The 20,629-nt window shown below is 73.0% G+C and carries 17 protein-coding genes, 1 tRNA gene and 1 other RNA gene; 1 reads left to right on the top strand and 18 read right to left on the bottom strand.

Annotated features, from left to right (window positions below; translation table 11 throughout):
• Positions 1–194 precede the first annotated feature (194 nt).
• Positions 195–2,273, top strand: a complete 2,079-nt coding sequence (locus LQ327_RS13865) for an ATP-dependent DNA helicase (protein WP_230734444.1) — start codon at positions 195–197, stop codon at positions 2,271–2,273.
• Positions 2,274–2,298: 25 nt separating this feature from the next.
• Here the strand turns inward: LQ327_RS13865 and LQ327_RS13860 are convergent, their stop codons facing one another.
• From LQ327_RS13860 to LQ327_RS13775, 18 genes are all read right to left on the bottom strand, one after another.
• Positions 2,299–3,144, bottom strand: a complete 846-nt coding sequence (locus tag LQ327_RS13860) for an ATP-grasp domain-containing protein (protein ID WP_230734442.1) — start codon at positions 3,142–3,144, stop codon at positions 2,299–2,301.
• A gap of 37 nt (positions 3,145–3,181) precedes the next feature.
• Positions 3,182–3,988, bottom strand: coding sequence for an aminoacyl-tRNA hydrolase (locus LQ327_RS13855; RefSeq protein ID WP_230734441.1), 807 nt, complete (start codon positions 3,986–3,988; stop codon positions 3,182–3,184).
• A complete protein-coding gene (gene serB / locus LQ327_RS13850) occupies positions 3,988–5,223 on the bottom strand; it encodes a phosphoserine phosphatase SerB (protein ID WP_230734439.1) in 1,236 nt (411 codons plus the stop codon). Before serB ends, LQ327_RS13855 begins: the two co-directional genes overlap by 1 nt.
• Before the next feature lie 50 nt (positions 5,224–5,273).
• Positions 5,274–7,037 carry an aa3-type cytochrome oxidase subunit I gene (ctaD, locus tag LQ327_RS13845; protein WP_230734438.1) on the bottom strand — a complete coding sequence of 588 codons (1,764 nt, stop codon included), beginning with the start codon at positions 7,035–7,037 and terminating at the stop codon, positions 5,274–5,276.
• Positions 7,038–7,247: 210 nt separating this feature from the next.
• A tRNA-Ala gene (locus tag LQ327_RS13840) sits at positions 7,248–7,320 on the bottom strand.
• Between the two features lie 64 nt (positions 7,321–7,384).
• Complete coding sequence (locus LQ327_RS13835) at positions 7,385–8,173, bottom strand: DsbA family protein (protein WP_230734436.1); 789 nt, start codon at positions 8,171–8,173, stop codon at positions 7,385–7,387.
• Between the two features lie 23 nt (positions 8,174–8,196).
• Positions 8,197–9,753, bottom strand: a complete 1,557-nt coding sequence (locus LQ327_RS13830; RefSeq protein WP_230734434.1) for a cryptochrome/photolyase family protein — start codon at positions 9,751–9,753, stop codon at positions 8,197–8,199.
• Positions 9,750–10,997 carry an MFS transporter gene (locus tag LQ327_RS13825; protein WP_230734432.1) on the bottom strand — a complete coding sequence of 416 codons (1,248 nt, stop codon included), beginning with the start codon at positions 10,995–10,997 and terminating at the stop codon, positions 9,750–9,752. The genes LQ327_RS13830 and LQ327_RS13825 overlap by 4 nt, the downstream gene beginning before the upstream one ends.
• Before the next feature lie 228 nt (positions 10,998–11,225).
• Positions 11,226–13,001, bottom strand: coding sequence for a protein kinase family protein (locus LQ327_RS13820; protein WP_230734430.1), 1,776 nt, complete (start codon positions 12,999–13,001; stop codon positions 11,226–11,228).
• 190 nt (positions 13,002–13,191) lie between these two features.
• Positions 13,192–13,568, bottom strand: a transfer-messenger RNA (tmRNA) gene (ssrA, locus tag LQ327_RS13815).
• A gap of 72 nt (positions 13,569–13,640) precedes the next feature.
• Complete coding sequence (locus LQ327_RS13810; RefSeq protein ID WP_230734428.1) at positions 13,641–14,573, bottom strand: amidohydrolase family protein; 933 nt, start codon at positions 14,571–14,573, stop codon at positions 13,641–13,643.
• The gene (gene smpB / locus LQ327_RS13805) at positions 14,570–15,112 is read right to left on the bottom strand and encodes an SsrA-binding protein SmpB (protein WP_230734426.1); all 543 of its coding nucleotides are present in this window, start codon (positions 15,110–15,112) and stop codon (positions 14,570–14,572) included. Before smpB ends, LQ327_RS13810 begins: the two co-directional genes overlap by 4 nt.
• A 14-nt stretch (positions 15,113–15,126) precedes the next feature.
• Positions 15,127–16,032, bottom strand: a complete 906-nt coding sequence (gene ftsX / locus LQ327_RS13800) for a permease-like cell division protein FtsX (RefSeq protein ID WP_230734425.1) — start codon at positions 16,030–16,032, stop codon at positions 15,127–15,129.
• Positions 16,029–16,718 (bottom strand): cell division ATP-binding protein FtsE, encoded by a 690-nt coding sequence (gene ftsE / locus LQ327_RS13795; RefSeq protein WP_230734423.1) that lies wholly within the window; start codon positions 16,716–16,718, stop codon positions 16,029–16,031. Before ftsE ends, ftsX begins: the two co-directional genes overlap by 4 nt.
• A gap of 94 nt (positions 16,719–16,812) precedes the next feature.
• A complete protein-coding gene (gene prfB / locus LQ327_RS13790) occupies positions 16,813–17,952 on the bottom strand; it encodes a peptide chain release factor 2 (protein ID WP_230734421.1) in 1,140 nt (379 codons plus the stop codon).
• 27 nt (positions 17,953–17,979) lie between these two features.
• Positions 17,980–19,119 (bottom strand): DUF3500 domain-containing protein, encoded by a 1,140-nt coding sequence (locus LQ327_RS13785; protein WP_230734419.1) that lies wholly within the window; start codon positions 19,117–19,119, stop codon positions 17,980–17,982.
• Complete coding sequence (locus LQ327_RS13780) at positions 19,116–19,442, bottom strand: putative quinol monooxygenase (protein WP_230734417.1); 327 nt, start codon at positions 19,440–19,442, stop codon at positions 19,116–19,118. Before LQ327_RS13780 ends, LQ327_RS13785 begins: the two co-directional genes overlap by 4 nt.
• 88 nt (positions 19,443–19,530) lie before the next feature.
• Positions 19,531–20,628: an acyl-CoA dehydrogenase family protein gene (locus tag LQ327_RS13775; RefSeq protein ID WP_230734415.1), complete on the bottom strand. Its 1,098-nt coding sequence runs from the start codon at positions 20,626–20,628 to the stop codon at positions 19,531–19,533.
• Position 20,629 lies beyond the last annotated feature (1 nt).

Below are 20,629 nucleotides of genomic sequence, written 5' to 3'. Positions count from 1 at the left end.
TTCGGCGTGCGCGCGTCGCCCAGCTCCGGATCGGTGGGCGGGGAATCTCGGCCGGCGGCGGGCCCTCGAGCGTCGGACACCGCCACCTCCTCCACGGGCGCTGGTGATTCACCCCGACAGAGCAATGCGGGGGATCCCGGGAACCGGCGCCGCGCCTCCGTAGTCTGATCCTCGGGAAGGGGAGGTGGTCGGGGGTGGCGCAGCTGGCCGACGCGGCGGTGTCCGAGTCGCCCTCGGTGGCGGACCTCCTCGCGACCGCCGTCGAAGCTCTCGGCGGCAGCGAGCGCGAGGGTCAGCAGGACATGGCCACTGCCGTCGAGCGGGCGCTGCGCACCGGTGAGCACCTCGCCGTGCAGGCCGGGACCGGCACCGGGAAGTCGCTCGCCTATCTCGTCCCGGCGATCCGTCACGCGCTGGAGGCCGACCAGGCGGTCGTCGTCTCCACCGCCACCATCGCGCTGCAGGCCCAGCTGGTCGACCGCGACCTGCCGCGCCTCACCAAGGCCCTCCAGCCCGTGATGGGCCGCGAGCCGACCTTCGCGATCCTCAAGGGCCGCGGCAACTACCTGTGCCGCCACAAGATCGAGTCCGGCGCGCAGGCGGAGGACCCGGGCGACGACCAGCTCTTCGACCCGTTCCAGGTCTCGGCGCTCGGCCGGCAGGTCACGCGGCTGCACGAGTGGGCCGAGCAGACGAAGACCGGCGACCGCGACGAGCTCGTGCCCGGTGTCCCCGACCGCGCCTGGCGCCAGGTCAGCGTCACCGCCCGGGAGTGCCTCGGGGCGTCGCGCTGCCCGGTCGCGGAGGACTGCTTCTCCGAGCTGGCGCGGCACAAGGCCGGACGCTCCGACGTCGTCGTCACCAACCACGCCCTGCTGGCCATCGACGCGATCGAGGGTCGCGCGGTCCTGCCGGAGCACGACGTCGTGGTGGTGGACGAGGCGCACAACCTCGTCGACCGCGTCACCTCGGTCGCCACCGGCGAGCTCACCTCCTCCGGCGCCGCCGCGGCCGCCCGGCGCTGCGCCAAGCTCGTCGACCAGGCACTCTCCGACCAGCTGCTCGACGCCGCCGAGGGCCTCGACACGGTGCTCACCGACGCGCCGGTCGGGCGGTGGGAGTCGATGCCGGAGACGGTCGGCCGGATGCTCTCGTCGATCCGCAACGCCGCGTGGGCGTGCAAGCAGGCGCTCGGGCCGGAGCGCGAGAAGGGCACCAAGGAGAACGACGCGGACGCGGCCGCCCGGCGGTTCGCGACCGCGCTGGTGGAGGAGGTCCACGACGTCGCCGGCCGGCTGCTCGCGGCGTTCGACCGGGAGGACCCGGCGACGCGGCCCGACGTCGTCTGGCAGTCCGAGCGCGAGCTGAACTCGACGGCGGTCCGGACACTGCATGTCGCTCCGCTGTCGGTCGCGGGGCTGCTGGCGGCGCGGCTGTTCGGCCAGTCGACGGTGGTGCTGACCAGCGCGACGCTCGTGCTCGGCGGGTCCTTCGACGCGCTCGCACGGCAGTGGGGGCTGCCGGCCTCGGGCAGCGAGACCACGCCGAAGGAGCTGCCTCCCGACGACGGCGGCGGGCACGGCAACGACCCGGCGACGAACCTCGTCTGGCACGGCCTCGACGTCGGGTCCCCGTTCGCCCATGCGAAGGCCGGCATCCTCTACGTGGCCCGGCACCTGCCCCCGCCCGGCCGCGACGGGCTCTCCCCCGCGATGCTCGACGAGATCGACGGGCTCGTCCGCGCCGCGGGAGGCCGGGCACTCGGGCTGTTCTCCTCGATGCGCGCCGCCAAGCAGGCCGCCGAGGACCTGCGCGGCCGCTGGGACGGCACGGTGCTCTGCCAGGGCGACGACGCCACGAACACCCTGGTGCAGAAGTTCGCCGCCGAGACCGGCAGCGTGCTGTTCGGGACGATCTCGCTGTGGCAGGGCGTCGACGTGCCCGGCGAGTCGCTGCAGCTCGTGATGATCGACCGCATCCCGTTCCCGCGCCCGGACGACCCGCTGGTCGCGGCCCGCCAGCGCGCCGTCGACGCCCGCGGCGGGAACGGGTTCCTCACGGTGTCCGCCACGCACGCCGCGCTGCTGCTCGCCCAGGGCGCCGGCCGGCTGCTGCGCGGCACCGGTGACAAGGGCGTCGTCGCGATCCTGGACTCCCGAGTGGCGACGAAGCAGTACGGCGGGTTCCTGCGCGGGTCGCTGCCGCCGTTCTGGTCGACGCAGGACCCGAAGATCGTGCGCGGCGCGCTGGAGCGGCTGCGCGACGCCGACTGATCCCCGGGAGCCCGAGCCCGGGGACCTACACCGTCGCCAGCAGCGCGTCCGCCAGCAGCCCCGGCGCGTCCGGTGAGCGCCGCAGGAAGAGCTCCGGCTCGATGAGCTCCAGCTCCATCACGACGGGCTCGCCGTCGATGCGCACGAGGTCCACCCGCGCGGCGTGCACCGGCGCCGGCGAGAGGGCCAGCGCCGCATCGGCCACGTCGAGCTCCCGCGGCGTCGGCTCGTGGTCCTCCAGCCGCCCGCCGTGCTTCTCGTGCACCAGGAACCCGCCCGGCCCCGGGAACTTCCGCACCGCGTGCGACCAGCGCTCCCCGAGCCGGATCAGCGACACCTCGCCGTCGGAGTCGATGCTCTCGACGGCCGGCTGGACCAGGGCGTCGGCCGCGGCGACCAGCTCGGACAGCGTCGCGTCGAGCTCCGGGCCGAGCCCGCGGTGGGTGCCCCGGCCGCCGGCGGACACGGCGGGCTTGACGACGACGCGGCCCGGGCCGAGGGGCTCGGGCGCGCTCCCGGCGGGGACGAGTCGCGTCGGGACCACCGGGACCCCGGCCGCGGCCAGCTCCACCAGGTAGCGCTTGTGGGAGTTCCACTCCAGCACCGGCAGCGGGTTCTGCAGGACGGTCGAGCCGGCCACCCCCGCGGCCCAGGCCAGGAACTCGTCGCGCCGGCCGCTGTAGTCCCATGTGGTGCGCACCGCGACCAGGTCGGCGGCACTCCAGCCGGCCACCGCGTCGTCCGCGTCCCAGGGCTCGATCCGCGCGCGGGCACCGCGCTCCTCCAGCGCCTCGAGCAGGGGCCGGTTCTCCGCGTCGGAGCGCTCCGAGCGGACGCGGGTGCTGGCGACGATCACCGTGGTGCCGCTCATGCGCCGACCCTCTCGCGCCCGGTCGTCCGCCGCCGGATCAGGGCCGCTGCGCTGCGATGCAGGTCACGGTCCCCGGCGCCACCTCGGTGAACCCGGCGTCGCGGACGGCGGTGATGCCGTGCTCCTCCCAGCCCGAGCGCCCCGACCCGTCGGCGGCGAGGGCGGCGATCCAGTGCTCCCAGTCCGCGGCGGTGGCGGTACGGACGGCAGCGGTGGTCACGGCGTCGACGGTCGGGTCGTCCGCGCCGGTCCAGGCCAGCACCGTCGCGAGGATCATGCTCGCGTGCCCGACCTGGGCGGCGGCCTTGCCGGTCGACTGCTCGACGGTCGGGTTCAGCCAGATCACGGGGCGATCAGCCACGGGCGCTCCGGGCTCGTCGTCGGGCAGGTCCGTCCCGCCGATCTGCAGCCGGCGGACCTCGTGGGCGACGTCGTCGACCGGCCCGGGGACCAGCGCGCGCACCTCACCCCCGCCCGCCTCGGGATCGCCGACGCCCGCGGTCAGACCGTCGATCTCCCCGACCGCACGCCAGTGGGCCGTCCGCGCCCGCCGGGCGAGCTTCCGGATGCGTCCCGCGCCCGCCCACGAAGCCACGGCGTCGTACCAGGGGCCGTCCGGGCCGGAGCGCTCGTCGAGACAGAGCCCGACGGCGGCCGCGGCGGCCGCCTCGAGCAGGGCCGTCGGGCGCGGCGGGGTCGCGCGCTCGATCCGCAGCACGAGCGGCATCGCCCGCACCGGGCCACCGTCGTCGTCCTGTTCCGGGGGCGCGTCGTCCGCGACCCAGGGGCACACGCGGGCGGCCAGCGGCGCCAGGGCCGCCAGCCGTTCCCTCGGCGAGCCCATCAGATGGGCACGCGGCGCAGCAGCCCCTCGGCGGCGTCCGCGACCTCGATCTCGTCCCGGGTGACGCCGAGGACGAACAGGACCGCGTCGAGGAACGGGTAGGACAGCGCGGTGTCGGCGGCCGCGGCGACCACGGGCTTGGCGTTGAAGGCGATCCCGAGCCCGGCGGCGGCGAGCATGTCGAGGTCGTTGGCGCCGTCCCCGACCGCGACCGTCTGCTCGATCGGGACCTCGACCGCCTCCGCGAACGCCTCGAGCTGCCGTGCCTTCCCCGCCCGGTCGACGACGTCCCCGACCACGCGGCCGGTGAGCTTGCCGTCGGCGATCTCGAGCTCGTTCGCGGCCGCCCAGTCGAGCCCGAGCTCGTCCACCAGGTGCGCGATGACCTGCGTGAAACCGCCGGAGACGACACCGCACTTGTAGCCGAGACGCTTGAGGGTGCGGATCGTGGTCCGTGCCCCGGGGGTGAGCGCGAGCTTCTTGCCGACCTCGTCGAGGCAGGACGCGTCGAGGCCCTCCAGGGTCGCGACCCGGCGGTGGAGCGACTGCGAGAAGTCGATCTCGCCGCGCATCGCGGCCTCGGTGACCCGGCGGACCTCGTCCTCGCGCCCGGCGTAGGCCGCGAGCATCTCGATGACCTCGCCCTGCACGAGCGTCGAGTCGACGTCGAACACGATGAGCCGCTTGGCGCGCTGGGCGATCCCGACCCGCTGCACCGCGACGTCGACCCCCGCCCGCTGCGAGGCCCCGACGAGGGCCTGCCGCAGCGCCGCGTCGGTCGGCGGCGACGACGCCGGCGTCGAGATCCGCAGTTCGAGGCCGGTCACCGGATAGTCCGCCACGCGGCGCACGCGGTCGATGTTGACCCGCTGCGCGGCGAGCGTGCGCGCGACCTCGGCGAAGCCCGCCGCGGTGATCGGCCGCCCGAGCACCGAGACCACGTGCGTCGAGTAGGGGTGCACCGAGGACGCGTCGCCGCCGGTCTCCACCGTCACGGCGAGCCCGAGGGCCGGGATCGCGACGTCGAGGCTGCGCTCGAGCCGTCCCGGGTCCCCGCTGACCCCGACCAGCGCGGACAGCGTCAGGTGGCCGTGGATCGTGGCCTGCTGGACGTCGAGCATCTCGGCCCCGTGCTCGGCGAGCACCGTGAACAGTGTGGCGCTGACCCCCGGGAAGTCCGGGCCGGTCACGGTGACGAGCAGGGTCGTCCGTTCCGCGGCCAGGACCTCCGACACCGACTCCGTCGATGCCGGGAGGTCCGAGCCGTCATCCCCCGATATGTCGGTCACTTGTTCCGGGGATCGCTGCCCGGCAGGTGCTCCTGCCCGACGAGCCCGGTCGCGGCCTCACCGATGCTCTCGCGGTGCCCGCCCCCGCCGATGTGCGCCTCGAGGCGGATCCGCTCGGTGAGGTGCGGGTAGTGCAGCTCGAACGCCGGGCGCTCCGAACGGATCCGTGGCAGCTCGGTGAAGTTGTGCCGCGGCGGCGGGCAGGACGTGGCCCACTCCAGCGAGTTGCCGTGGCCCCAGGGGTCGTCCACCTCGACGGGACGGCCGTACCGGTAGCTGTAGAACGCGTTCCAGATGAACGGCAGCGTCGAGGCACCGAGGACGAACGCGCCGATCGAGGAGATCGTGTTCAGCGTCGTGAACCCGTCCGAGGGCAGGTAGTCCGCGTAGCGCCGCGGCATGCCCTCGTTGCCCAGCCAGTGCTGCACCAGGAAGGTCGTGTGGAACCCGATGAACGTCGCCCAGAAGTGGAACTTGCCGAGGCGCTCGTTCATCATCCGGCCGGTCATCTTCGGGAACCAGAAGTAGATGCCGGCGTAGGTCGCGAACACGATCGTCCCGAACAGGACGTAGTGGAAGTGGGCGACCACGAAGTACGAGTCCGAGACGTGGAAGTCCAGCGGCGGCGCGGCGAGCAGGACACCGGTCAGGCCACCGAACAGGAACGTCACCAGGAAGCCGACCGAGAACAGCATCGGCGTCTCGAAGGTCAGCTGCCCCTTCCACATGGTGCCGATCCAGTTGAAGAACTTGATGCCGGTCGGGACGGCGATCAGGAACGTCGTGAAGGAGAAGAACGGCAGCAGCACGGCGCCGGTCGCGTACATGTGGTGCGCCCACACCGCGACCGACAGCGCCGCGATCGACAGCGTCGCGTAGATCAGCGTCTTGTAACCGAAGATCGGCTTGCGGCTGAAGACCGGGAAGATCTCCGAGACGATGCCGAAGAAGGGCAGCGCGACGATGTAGACCTCGGGGTGCCCGAAGAACCAGAACAGGTGCTGCCAGAGGATCACGCCGCCGTTGGCCGGGTCGAAGATGTGCGCCCCGAGGTGGCGGTCGGCCAGCAGGCCGAACAGCGCGGCGGTGAGGATCGGGAAGGCCAGCAGCACGAGCACGACCGTCACGAGGATGTTCCAGGTGAAGATCGGCATCCGGAACATGGTCATGCCCGGGGCGCGCATGCAGACGATCGTCGTCACGAAGTTGACGCCGCCGAGGATGGTGCCCAGACCGGAGACGGCCAGGCCGACGATCCAGAGGTCGGCGCCGTAGCCCGGCGTGTAGAGCGAGTCCGACAGCGGCGAGTAGGCGAACCAGCCGAAGCTGGCGGCGCCGCCCGGGGTGAAGAACCCGGAGACGACCATCGTGCCGCCGAACAGGAACAGCCAGTAGGAGAAGGCGTTGAGCCGCGGGAACGCGACGTCGGGGGCGCCGATCTGCAGCGGCACGATGTAGTTCGCGAAGCCGAACAGGATCGGCGTCGCGTACAGCAGCAGCATGATCGTGCCGTGCATGGTGAACAGCTGGTTGTACTGCTCGACCGAGAGGATCTGCAGGCCCGGCTGGGCGAGCTCGGCGCGCATCAGCAGCGCCATCAGCCCGCCGATGAGGAAGAACGCGAACGACGTGATCAGGTAGAGGATCCCCAGGTCCTTGGGGTCGGTCGTCTTCAGCATCCGACCGATGAACGAACCGCGCTTCGACTCCCGCGCCGGGTACGGCGTGGTCGAGATCGGCTTCGGTGCGACGGCCGTCACGGATGCCTCCTGCCCACGTCTGCCTCCTCTGCCGCGGTCCCGACGGCGGGACCGCTGAACGACCGGGCGATCGTAACCGCCGCGGAGCCGGGTGGCTCGGTGGGTGACCCTATCCACGACGCTGCGTCGTACGACAGCGGGGAGCAGATCGTCCGCAGACGACGAAGGCCCGCCGACCAGGTGGTCGACGGGCCTCGTGCGTTCATCGGGTGGAGCTGAGGGGACTCGAACCCCTGACCCTCACACTGCCAGTGTGATGCGCTACCAGCTGCGCCACAGCCCCAACACCGGTGAACGCTACACGGCGGATGAACGCTCGTCGTCAGGGGGGTCGTGGCCCTCGGGCGTCAGCCGAGCGCGGCGTCGAGGGCCGGGTCGTTCACGCTCACGGTCTTGCCGTTGACCTGGATCGTCGGCGTACCGAACCCGCTCTGACCGCCCTGCTGCTGCTGGAGAGCCGGGTCGGACGACGCCTGCTGGTAGTTCTGGGAGACCGCGGCGCCATAGGTGTTGTTGCGGACGCACGCCTCGTACCCGGGTCCCGCGCCGGAGTTCTTCCCCATCGTCACGAGGTCGTCGACGGTGAACCCGGCACCGCCCTCCTCGGGCTGGCGGTCGTACAGCGTCCGGTGCAGCGTCGCGAACCCGCCGTTCTGTGCGGCGCACATGATCGCGTTGCCGCCCAGGGTCGAGTAGCCGGGCGGGTTCGAGCTCTGCTCGAGCAGGTTCACCATGTGGTACCGGACGGTGAGCTTGCCCGCGTTCAGCCCGTCGGTGATCTTCTGCCCGTCGAGCTGCTCGAACTGCTTGCAGGCCGGGCACTGGGCGTCCTCGTAGACGTCCAGCGTGGTCGGGCCCTTCCCCGCGACGACGACGGAGCCCTGGACCTGGGTCTGGTAGGTCGCGTTCACCGGGGTGATCGGCTGGTTCGCCGGCTGCGCGGCGGTCTTGGTCTGGTTCGCCGAGTACACGGCGACCCCGATCACCCCGACCAGGATCACCAGCACGACGACGGCGATGATCGTCGGTGTCCGCGACTTCCCGACCGAGGGCTTGCGGCGCCCGCCCGAGACCGGGTTCCGCCCCCGGCTGGCTGTGTTCGGCCGCGACCGGCCCGCCTGCTGGTTCTTGGCCATGTCCCTACCGTATCCAGGCCGGATCAGAACCCCGTACGGCCCTTCTCCTGCTCCAGCAGCGCGTCGAGGTCGGCCAGCCGGTTCATGGTCGCGACGGCGCGCGAGGTGCGGTGGTTGCCGCGCAGCAGGTCCGCGTGGCGGTGCACGAACTGCCAGTAGCCGGCAGTGAACGGGCAGGCCTTGTCCCCCACCCGGACCTTCGGGTCGAACACGCAGTCACCGCAGTGGTCGGTCATCTTGTTCAGGTACGCCCCACCGGAGGCATAGGGCTTCGTCGCGAGCTTCCCGCCGTCAGCGTGCTGGCTCATCCCGACGACGTTGGGCGGCATCACCCACGCGAAGCCGTCCACGAACGACGTCGTGAACCATTCGGACAGGGCGCTGGGCCGGTAGCCGCGCTGCAGCGCGTGGTTGCCCAGGATCATCAGCCGCGGGATGTGGTGGACCCAGCCGCGGTCGCGGACCTCGTTCATGGTGTGCGAGAGGCAGGCGGCGGTGACCGCGTCGCCGTCGAGCTCGGTCCACCACCGCGGCAACTGCTGCCGCGCGTCGAGCTGGTTGCTGCGGTGGTAGCCCTTCCCGAAGTGCCAGTACAGGTGCCAGATGTACTCGCGCCAGCCGAGGATCTGGCGCACGAAGCCCTCGACGGAGCTCAGCCGGGCGGTGCCGTCGTGGTGGGCCTGCTCCGCGGCGTGCACGGCGTCGAGCGGGTGCAGCACCCCGAGGTTGAGCGGTACCGAGAGCAGCGAGTGCGCCATGGTCGGGTCGCCGGAGAGCACCGCGTCCTCGAAGGGCCCGAACGGGTCGAGCCGGTGCTCGACGAACCGCTGCAGCGCCTGGTGCGCCTCGTCGGGGGTGACCGCGAACCAGCGGGGTCCGTCGGCCCCGACGGTGTCGAGCGCCATCGCGTCGAGGTCGGCGCGCACCTGCTCGTCGATGCCGTCCTCGGTGGGCCACCACGGTTCGGGGACGCCGAGCGTCCCGGCCTTCTTCGGGGGCTGCTCGCGGTTGTCGTGGTCGAGGTTCCAGGTGCCCCCGACGGGCGCGTCGCCCTCCATCAGCACGTCGAAGCGCTGCCGCTGGTCGCGGTAGAAGTTCTCCATCGTGAACGAGCTCGCGTCGCCCGCCCAGGCCGCGAACTCCGTCCTCGGCCGCGCGAACGTCGTCGTCGGGAGGACGGCCGCGACCAGGCCCTCCTTGCGCAGCCGGTCGACGAACTCGGCGGCGGCGTACGACGTCGGCTCGTGCACGACGACGGGTCGACCCACCTTCTCCAGCGCCTCGCGGTAGGTGGTGGTGCGGTGGTAGGCCGAGCGGTCGCCGAGGTCGTCGTCGAGGTGGCGCATGCCGGACAGCAGCAGGTGGAGCTTCTGGCGGTGGTAGCGCCGGCGGCGCAGCACGGCCGAGGACTCGACGAGCACGACCTCGCGCTCGGCATGCTGCGGCAGGCCGTGCACGGCCGGGCCGAGCTGGTCGCCGAAGCACCACAGCGGCGCCGTCGGGTCGACCCCCTCCAGGGCGGCGTCGACGGCCTCGCCGTAGATGTCGACGACGCCCTCGGGCACGGCTGTCCTGGTCATGCGGCGCGGGTGCCCGCCTCCTCCGGGGGCGAACCGCAGGACCCCTCGGGCACCGGCTCGGTGGTGAGCAGCCAGACGACCATCGCGGCCAGGGCCACCGCTCCGGAGACCCCGAAGGCCGCGCCGAACCCGACGTACTGGGCGAGCGCACCCGCGGCCAGCGGGCCGACGATCGCGCCGACGTCGGAGGCCATCTGGAACCCGGACAGTGCGGGACCGCCGGAGCGGCGCGATCCGACGAGGTCGGCGACGGCGGCCCCCTGCGCGGGTTGCAGCAGCCCGCCGCCCGCACCCGCGACGAGGGAGGCGACGAGGAGCGCGGGCAGGGTCGGCACGACGCCCAGACCGGCCGTGCCCACCGCCACCATGGCCAGGCCGAGGACGACGACCGGACGGCGGCCGCGGCGATCGGAGAGCCCGCTGGTGAGGAGCAGCATCGCGCCGTCGCCGACCGCGAACACGGTCAGCGCGATCCCCGTCCACAACGGCTCGCGGCCGAGGGCGACTGTCACGAAGAGCGGGACCAGCGCGATGCGCACGCCCTGCACCGCCCAGCCGGTCGCGAGACCCGACGTCAGCGCGGCCCGGTAGGTCGGCCGGCGCAGCGCCCGCGCGATCGTCAGCGGTTCGACCGTGGGGTCGGGGGCGCGGACGCCGACCCCGGTCGAGCGGGCGAGCAGGCCCCCGACGACGGCCGTCGCCAGCACAAGCGCGGCGGCGTAGACCACGAACGGCGCGCGGACGTCGACCGAGACCAGTAACCCGCCGAACGCCGGCCCGGTGATCCCGCCGAGCAGGAACGAGCCGGTGAACAGGCCACTGACCTGGCCGCGTCGACCCTCCGGGGCCAGCCGGAAGATCAGCGAGAACGCCGAGACGGTGAACATCGTCGACCCGATGCCGCCGAGCCCGCGGTAGATCAGCAGCTGCGGGTAGCTCGTGGCGAGCGCACACGCTCCCGTCGAGGCCGCGACGACCATCAGCCCCGTGAGGTACATCGCGCGCTCCCCGACCCGCGCGACCAACCGTCCCGAGACCGGCGCGAACAGCAGCCGCAGCACGGGCAGCGCGCTGACGACGGCCGCGGCGGCGGTCACCCCGACCCCGAAGCTCCGCGCGAACACCGGCAGCGCGGGCGCGACGATCCCGTAGCCCGCGGCGACGAGGAAGCTGCCCGCGAGCAGCGCCCACACCTCCCAGGGCAGGCCCTCGCGGGGCACCGCACGACCCTCGCGCGCGGACATCCTCGTCCTCCTCACCGCCATGGTGCGGGGCCGAGCGCACCGCAGCGCCACGACCCTACGGTCCGGGCCGGGTCGGGGCTCGGGCGTTCTGAGCGAGGGGCCCCTTCGCTCGGTAGAGCCGCCGAAGGGCGCCCACCGCCGGAACGCGGCCTCGCCGGCCCCCTGAGCGAGGGGCCCCTTCAGTCGGTTCTATCGACCCAAGGGCACCTTCGCTCAGAACTCCTGGGGTCAGCGGCCGGCCGCGAGGACCTGCGCTGCCGGGACGGTCGTGGTGGTGGGCGTCACCACGCCCGTCCCCGTCGTGGTCGTGCCGGTGGTCGTGGTGCCGGTCGTCGTGGTGCCCGTGGTGGTGGTGCCCGTGGCCGCCGGGACGGTGGTGCTGGTCGGCTGGGTCGTCGTCGACTGCTGGGTGGTGGTCGACGGCTGCGTGGTGCTCGGCTGCGTCGTCGGCGGCTGCGTCGTCGTCGGCTGGGTCGAGCTCGGCGTGGTCGGCCGGGTCGTCGTCGACGGGGGCTGCGTGGTCGGCCGGGTCGACGACGGCGGGAGGCTCGTCGGGTCGGTCGGGTGCGTCGGCCCGGTCCGCGGCGGGATCTCCGAATGGCTCGACGTGGTGGTGGGATCGGTCGACGAGGTCCGCGCCTGCGGCAGCGCCGCCTGCCGGGAAGCGACACCGACCGCCTCGGCCCGGGAGCCCGACCCGTCGCCGCTGTCGGACCCGGAGGAGCCGGACCCGGATCCGGAGTCGCCGGGCCAGCTGTTCTCGGTGTAGAGGCCGCCGAACGACGGGAAGTGCGGCACCGCGGGCGCCGGCACCGAGGGGGCGGACGCACCGATCTCGGCCTGCGCCTCCGGGCGCACGACGTGCGACTCGCCGGCCCAGATGACCAGCCCGGACGCGAGGGCCAGCGTCGCGGTGGCGGCGCCGAGCACGCCGGCCCGTCGGGCACGCCGGCGCGCGGACTGACCGACGACGGCGAACGGGGTGACGCCGCCGGCCCCGCGGGTTCGCACCGCCGGTCCGGACGCGAGCGCCGTCGTCGTCTCGACCGCGGGGACGGGCGGGCTCTCCGACCAGGACGCGACGACCGGGACGAGCCGGGCGGGCTCCCCCTCGCCGGCCCGTCCCCCGCCGCGCGCGACGCGGACCAGCCGCTCGGACAGCAGCGCGGCGCTCGGCGGGGTCGGGGAGTCGACGCCCCGCAGCACCGCGACCAGCGGTGAGACGGGGGCGTCGTCGTCCCGGGCCGTGGGCCGGGTGACGGCCTCCGGGTCGTCGCCGCCCTCGACGGCCGCCGCGTGCTCGACGACCTCGGCGAGGGTCGCGGCGAGCGCCCGCACGTCGGTGTCCCGCCGCCGCGCCGCGCCGTCCCCGTCGTCCTCGGCGTCGGGGTCGACGACCGGGAGCGGGCCGCTCAACGACGCCGTGAGCCCGACGAGCCAGGCGTCGGCGTTCGCGCGGTCGACCAGGATGCTCGCGGCACCGATGGCGCCGTGCTCCACGCCGTGGGCGTGCGCGTGCGCCAGGGCGGAGGCCAGCTGCGCGCCCATCCGGGCCAGGGCGGGCTCGGTGATCGGGCCCTCGCGCAGCACGAGCGGCAGCGGCTCGCCCGGGACGTTCTCCAGGACGAGGGTGCTCTCGGTGTCCGGAGCGAGCCCGTCGACGTCGTAGACCTCGAGCAGGTGCGGGTGGTGCAGGCGGGCGAGGTGGCGGACCTGCTCGATGCGTTCGGAGAGGACCTCGCCGGACGCCGGCGGGAGGGTGACGAGCCGGACCTCGCGGCCCAGGACCTCGTCGACCCCGCGCACCGCGGCATCCGCGGCGCCGATGGTCAGGCCACCGGTCGGGTCGTCGTCGGCCACCACCTCGTCGACCACCACGTCGTCCACCGCCGGCCCGCCCGGGCCGCTCTCGGTGACCGCGTGCGGACTCTCCGTGCCCGACCTCGGGAGAGCGTCACCGTCCGGAGTGGTCCTGGTCTTCTCGACCGGCGCCTGGGACGTCACGACGGCTCCCCCTGCCTCCTCTACGTGGACACGATGCCGACTCGATCACTCGGCCGGGTGATGTTATCGCCCGAGCGGGGCTTGGTCGACGGGTATTGAGGAGATCCACACCGGGGATCGGCGATCTCACGCCCGGCGGGAGCACACACGACGACGGCCGGAGAGCGTGTGCTCTCCGGCCGTCACCTGGGGGTGGAGGTGCCGGGAATCGAACCCGGGTCCTCCGAACACTCGTCAGGACTTCTCCGTGCGCAGTCTGCGTCGTCTCTGCTCGGGTCCGTCGGTCGTGCAGACACGCCGACGTGACGACCCCAGTCGCTGTGAGATGTCCCGACGGGCCCCGCGACCGGGCCCGGCGGTGGAGTCCCCTAGCTGATGCCGGTGACCGGGTCGGGGACGAACCCGGGCCGACACAGTTCAGTCGCTACTTAGGCAGCGAGCTGGAACTGGCGCTGAGTACTGTTCTCGGCGCTTATTTCTTTGCGACGGGTGGTTATCGAGATCATCGTCGCCTTCCTCGGCACGCTTCTCCTGATCAACCGCTCGGAGTCGAAACCAGTCACCCCCTTCTCCCCGCCGTCGTCGGCAGGGCCAGTCATCATAACGCGCCGCGGCCCGGCGATCATCCCGCCGGGTCGATCAGACGAGGCCGAGCAGGTCGGCGGGCGCGTCGTGCAGCACCGACCGGAGGAACCCCTTCCCCAGCCGGTCGTCGGCGGCCGCCCAGGAGCGGATCGCCTCGAGCTGGTGGAAGTAGCCGTACGGGATGTTCGGGAAGTCGGTGCCCAGCACCACCCGGCCCTCGCCGGTCAGGTCCGCGAGCCGCGCCGGCCAGTCGTCGGGCAGGGGCGCGAACCCCTGCGTGAACGGGGTCCCGACCATCGTCGTGTCGAGCCGGACCGCCGGGTGACGTTCGACCAGGCGCAGCGCCTCGTCGTACTCCGGCAGCCCGGCGTGGGCCAGCACCAGGCGCAGCCGGGGGTGCCGGTCCATCACCTCGCCGATGATCCCGATCCCGGTGTGCTTCCCGGGGATCGGGCCGTCGCCGCAGTGCGCGACGACGGGGACGCCGGCCTCGGCGAGCAGGCCCCAGGCCGGGTCCAGCAGGGGGTCCCGCGGGTCGTAGCCGCCGACCTGCACGTGGGCCTTGACCAGCCGCACCCCGCGCTCGACCGCCTCGCCGAGGTACGTCGTCACCGACTCCTCGGGGAAGAGCGTCGCGGTCGGCACCGCCTCGGGGACCTCGGCCGCCCAGTCCAGCGCCCACCCGGTCAGCCACTCCGCCATGTCCGGCTTGTGCGGGTAGACCAGCGGGGCGAACGTGTCGACACCGAACGAGCGCAGCCGAGCCAGGCGCTCGTCCTCGGGGAGCTTGTAGTGGATCGGCCACTCGTAGCCGTAGTTCGCCACGGCGTCGTCGAAGTAGGCCCAGACCTTGCGCAGCATCCGCTCGGGCAGGAAGTGCACGTGCACGTCGACCAGACCCGAGCGGCCGTCGGGACCCAGCCCCAGCGAACGCACCCAGCCCGCGACGTCGTCGTCGGACGTCAGCGGGGTCTGGAGGGCCGTCACCAGCCCTTGATCCGGCGTCCCACGATCCGCTCGGCCTCCCGCTTCGCGTCCCGCTCGGCCATGGCCTCCCGCTTGTCGTGCTTCGCCTTGCCCTTCGCCAGGGCGAGCTCGACCTTGGCGAGCCCGCCGGAGAAGTACAGCGACAGCGGCACCAGGGTGTGCCCGCCCTCGCGGGTCTTGCCGATCAGCCGCGAGATCTCCTCGCGGTGCAGCAGCAGCTTGCGGTGCCGGCGCGGCTCGTGGTTGGTCCAGCTGCCGTAGTCGTACTCCTGGATGTGCAGGCCGCGGAGCCAGACCTCGCCGTCGGTCACCGTCGCGAACGCGTCCGCGAGGGAGGCCCGGCCGGCGCGCAGGCTCTTCACCTCGGTGCCCTGCAGGGCGATCCCGGCCTCGTAGACGTCGAGGACGGTGTAGTCGTGCCGGGCCTTGCGGTTGGTCGCGACGACCTTGCGCCGCTCCTCGGGGCGGTTGGAGGAGGTGGCCTTCCTGGCCTTCTCCTTCGCGCGCCCCGAGTCCGTCGGGACGGCCGTCTTCGCCACCGGGATGACCCCCTCTAGTTACGCACGTACAGGCGCAGGGTGACATACCCCGTCGCCGTCGCGATCGCCGCGCCGACGACCACCAACAGGGGTGCAACGAACAACAGCACGTCGCTCATTCCGACCGCGGGGATCGCGTTGGAGATCAACCGGCCGGACAGCAGCCGGTCGATGAAGAAGAGCTTGCCGAGCACCAGGCCCCCGGTCGCCAGGACCGCCCCGACCACGCCCGTGATCACCGCCTCGATGAGGAACGGCACCTGGGTGTACCAGCGGGTGGCGCCGACGAGGCGCATGATCCCGACCTCGGTCCGCCGCGTGAACGCCGAGACCTGGATGGTGTTGGAGATCAGCAGCAGCGCCGCGAGCGCCTGGATCGAGGCCAGCCCGAACGCGGCGTTGCGGACGCTCGCGAGGAACGTGAAGAGGTCCTGGACCAGGGCGCGCTGGTCGACGACGTTGCGCACGCCCGGCTTCCCGGTGTACTCGGCGACGAGCGCGTCGCCGCGGGTCGGGTCCTTGGGCGTCACGCGCAGCGTCGCCGGGAGGCTCTGCGGGCGCACCAGCTGCAGGATCGACTGGCCCGCGTAGATGCGCAGGAAGCGCTGGTAGGCCTGGTCGCGGCTCTCGTAGGAGACGGCCGAGACGAGCGGGTCGCCCTGCAGCTGCTCGCGCAGCCCGGTGCAGGTCGGCGACGAGCAGTTCGCGTCGCCCGCGCTCGTCGGCTCGTCGAGGGCGACCTGCACCGCGAGCTGGGAGTAGTAGAGGTCCTGGGTGCGGTCGATGGTCCGCACGGCGAGCAGGCCCGCGCCGAGCAGGCCGAGCGAGATCGCCGTCGTCAGGACCATCGCCACGCTCATGGTGACGTTGCGACGCAGGCCCGCGAGGGCCTCGCGCCAGACGAAGCCGAGCCCGTTCACCGGCTCGCCCCGTAGACGCCGCGGGCGTCGTCGCGGGCCAGCTTGCCCAGGTGCAGCTCGACGACCCGGCGGCGCATGGCGTCGACGATCTGGCGGTCGTGGGTGGCCATGACGACGGTGGTGCCCGCACGGTTGATCCGGTCGAGCAGCAGCATGATGTCGTCGCTGGTCTCGGGGTCGAGGTTGCCGGTGGGCTCGTCGGCGAGCAGGACCAGCGGCCGGTTCGCCAGCGCCCGGGCGATCGCGACCCGCTGCGCCTCGCCGCCGGAGAGCTCGGCGGGCATCCGCTCGCTCTTCCCGTCGAGCCCCACCAGCTCGAGCATCTCCGGCACGACGGTGCGGATCGTGTGCTCGGACTTGCCGGTCACCTCGAGGGCGAACGCGATGTTCTCGGCGACGGTGCGGTTTCCCAGCAGCCGGAAGTCCTGGAACACGCAGCCCATGCGCTGGCGCAGCTTGGGGACCTTGCGGTTCGCCAGGCGCGCCACGTTCCAGTTGGCGACGAACACGTTGCCGCTGCTCGGGGCCTCCTCGCGCAGCAGCAGACGCAGCAGCGTCGACTTGCCGGACCCGGAGGGCCCGATGAGGAAGACGAACTCGCCACGGTCGACGTCCATCGACACGTCGTCCAGCGCCGGCCGGACGGACGTCGGATAGAGCTTCGTGACGTTTTCGAGCCGGAGCACGACGCGGGATGCTACGCGGCGGGCGGGCGCACCCCGGACGGGCGAGCGTCGTCCGTTCGGGCGCCGGACGTGTGGGGGACCGACGCGTCCGGGACTAGGCGGCCTCGGTCTGCTTGCGCCAGCGGATGCCGGCGTCGAGGAAGTCGTCGATGAACCCGTCGAGGACCTGGCCGGTCTGCGAGGTCTCCTGGTCGGTCCGCAGATCCTTGACCATCTGGTACGGGTGCAGCACGTAGGACCGCATCTGGTTGCCCCAGCTCGAGCCGGAGTCCTTGAGCGAGTCGATCAGCGCCCGCTCCTCGGCGCGGCGGCGCTCGAGCAGCTTCGCGGCGAGCACCGTCATCGCCGTCGCCTTGTTCTGCAGCTGCGAGCGCTCGTTCTGGCAGCTCACGACGATGCCGGTGGGCAGGTGGGTCAGGCGCACCGCCGAGTCCGTGGTGTTCACGCCCTGCCCGCCGGGGCCGGACGAGCGGTACACGTCGACGCGCAGGTCCTTCTCGTCGATCTCCACGTGGTCGGTGGACTCGACGACGGGCACGACCTCGACGCCCGCGAAGCTGGTCTGGCGACGGCCCTGGTTGTCGAACGGCGAGATCCGGACGAGCCGGTGGGTGCCCTGCTCGACCGACAGCGTCCCGTAGGCGTAGGGCGCCGAGACCTTGAAGGTGGCGGACTTGATCCCCGCCTCCTCCGCGTAGGAGGTGTCGTAGACCTCCGTCGGGTAGCCGTGGCGCTCGGCCCAGCGCAGGTACATCCGCATGAGCATCTCGGCGAAGTCCGCGGCGTCCACCCCGCCGGCCTCGGCGCGCACCGTGACCAGCGCGTCGCGCTCGTCGTACTCGCCGTTGAGCAGGGTGCGCACCTCGAAGGCGCTGATGTCGGCGTGCAGGCTGGACCGCTCGGAGTCCGCCTCCGCGGTGAGCTCGGCCGAATCGGAGCCGGACTCCTCGTCGGCCATCTCGTAGAGGGTCGAGAGGTCGTCGAGCCGGGAGCGCAGCGACTCCGCCTTCCGCAGGTCGGACTGCTTGTGCGTGAAGTCGCTGGTCAGCTTCTGGGCGGTCTCGACGTCGTCCCACAGATCCGGGGCGGCGACCTGCGTCTCGAGCTCCGCCACCTGGCGCCGCAGACCGTCGAGGTCCATGGCCGCCTCCACGGAGTCGAGGCTGGCGGCGAGGTCCTTGAGTTCGGTCGCGGTCGAGTCGTCCACGTCCCCAGGGTAATGCCGGGGTGACATCCCACCGACGGGCGCGGGGCGTGCCCGTCAGTGGTGCGTGCGCCGGTGCTCGGCGAGCACGTCCCGGCCGAACTCGTGCCCCGACGCCCGCCAGACCGAGTGGGCGTGGTTCACGCCGCGCTGGGTGTTGTCCCACTCGGCGAGCAGGCCCGGGCCCTCGAGCCGGTAGTAGTGCGGCTGGCCCCGCTGGTAGCCGCCGGCCCAGGCGAAGTGCACGGCGTCCAGCGCGTCCCCGTCGAACCGGGCCCGCTCCCGTTCGACCAGGCCCGGGGGCATCCGGCCGACGTAGGTCTCGAGCAGGTTCCGTAGCGTGGCCCGCTGCTCGGCGTCCAGATCGGACCCGGCGATCCCCTTCGGCGCGGCGCCGATCTCGGTGGCGGCCCGGTCGGCCTCGGTGACCCCGAGCTGGGCCTCCAGGCCGTCGTGCATCGACCAGAGCCGGTCCTCGAGGGCCTGGTCGTCGAAGTGGCCGCGCCACAGGTCGGGCAGCGGGATGAGCCGGTCGCCGGGCGAGACCTCGACGCGGTTGGCGCCGATGATGTCCGCGGGCGCGATCGGGGAGAGCACCGCGACGGCCCGCCGGCCGGGGTCCAGTGCGTGCAGCAGGGCGCGCCCGAGGTCCTCGATCCCGCCGAGCGGGCGCAGCTCCTGCCCGCCGAGCAGCGGCGAGACCATCGGGTCGGCGCCCAGGAAGCACGGCGAGCCGGCGACCGCCTCGCCGTCGACCACGAGGTGGTTCACCGACACGTGGTGACCGCCGAACCGCCATCCCCAGGGACCGTCGCCCGACGGGTCGCCGAAGACGCGCAGGTAGTACATCCCCGGGTCACGGCCGCGATCACGCGCGAATCCGACGGTGAAGCCCTCGGTGCGGTCGAGGACGTTCTCCAGGCCCATGATCGTCGTGGCGCTGACGTAGGCCGGTTCGGACAGTCCCGTCGCGAGCAGCCGCATCGCGGCGCGCTGCTGGTGGGGCAGCTGCTCGTGCAGGGTCAGCCCGCCGTGGTCGGTGGGCGTGTAGAACCACGCGGTCCGCTCGGCCTCGGCGGCCTTCGACCCCGGCCAGCTCCACACGCCCTGCGCGCGCTGCTCGTCGTCGAGGGTCTCCCGCCACGCCCCCGCCGCCTCGGCCATGGCCGAGGCGACGGACGCCGGGGTGGTGCTCACTTGATGCGGTTGAGCCGCTGGATGACCAGGCCCTCGGAGCCGCCGGCGAGGAGATCCTCGAGCTTGCTCGCGAAGTCCACCAGGTGGTCGGCGGCCAGGTGGGCGTCGAGCTTGGCGCCGGACTCCCAGTTCTCGTAGAAGAAGAACGTGGCCGGGTCGTCCTCGGCCACGTGCAGGTCGTAGTTGACGCAGCCGTCCTCCTGGACGGTGATCGGCACGAGCGCCTCGAGGGCGCTGCGCAAATCCCTCTCCCGGCCCGGCTTCGCGGTCATGCGGGCGACGACCGTGAGGAGGTTCGGGTTCTCGTCGGTGGGGGTGGCCACGGGATTCCTCCTGGCTGCGCTTCGCGCTCGTGAACGGTGATCCGAGTCGTAGCACGGATCACCGCTCACCCGCGCGGTTCAGACCTGCCTAGATGGTCAGGGCGGCGAGCCGCTCCCGGTGCTCGTCGGCCGACCCGAAGAGCGGCGCACGACGGCGGGCGCGCTTGTAGAAGAAGTGCGCCTCGTGCTCCCAGGTGAAGCCGATGCCACCGAAGAACTGGATCATCGCGCCGGTGGCCTCCCACGCCGCGTCGGACGCCTTGGAGCCCGCGACGGCCACCGCCACGTCGGCGCCCGGGTCGTGGCTGTCCAGCGCGTACGCGGCGAAGAGCACCGCGTGCTCGGCCATCGTGACCGCGACGTGCAGGTCCGCCATCCGGTGCTTGATCGCCTGGAACGAGCCGACCGGGACGCCGAACTGGGTGCGCTCGCGGTCGTAGGCGACGGTGCGGGTGAGCGCCTCGCGGGCGACCCCCACCAGGTCCGCGGCATTGAGCACGGCCCCGCGGGCGAGCAGCGCCCGCACGGCCTCGGGCCCGCCGGCGGTCAGCGCCTCGGCCGGGGTGTCGGCGAGCTCGACGGCGCCGACGCGGGCGGTGCCGTCGTAGGTCTGCTGGTCGCGGACCGAGAGCCCGCTCGCGGCGGCCTCGACGACGTACAGGCCGGGCGTCCCGGACGAGTCCGTGGCCGCGACGACGAGCAGGCCGGCGACGCCCGGGTAGTCCACCGGGGAGGCGGAGCCGGAGAGCCTGCCGTCGTTCGCGTCCACGGTGATGCCGGAGCCGTCCCAGGCCCCACCCTCCCCGCGTAGCGCGACCGTCCCGACGGTCTCGCCCGCGGCCAGCGCGGGCAGCCACCGGGCCTGCTGCTCGGCCGAGCCCGCGAGCCGGACCGCCTCGGCGGCCAGCACCGTGCCCAGCCAGGGGCCGGGCGCGACGCCCGCGCCGAGCGCCCGCGCCACGACCTGCGCGTCGACCAGGCCCAGCCCGAGCCCGTCGTGCTCCTCGGGGACGAGGACGGCGAGCGCCCCCTGGTCCGCGAGGCCCTTCCACAGCGTCAGCGGGTGCCCGTCGCCGTGGGAGTCCTCGACCACACCGCGCACGGCGTCGAGGTCGAAGCGGTCCGCGAGGAACTCCGAGACGGTCGAGGCGAACGCCTGCTGCTCGTCGGTCAGTGCGAAGAACACG

The sequence above is a fragment of the Actinomycetospora endophytica genome, from assembly GCF_021026375.1.
Taxonomy (GTDB): Bacteria; Actinomycetota; Actinomycetes; order Mycobacteriales; family Pseudonocardiaceae; genus Actinomycetospora; species Actinomycetospora endophytica.
This window is presented reverse-complemented; position numbering and strand designations above follow the sequence as displayed.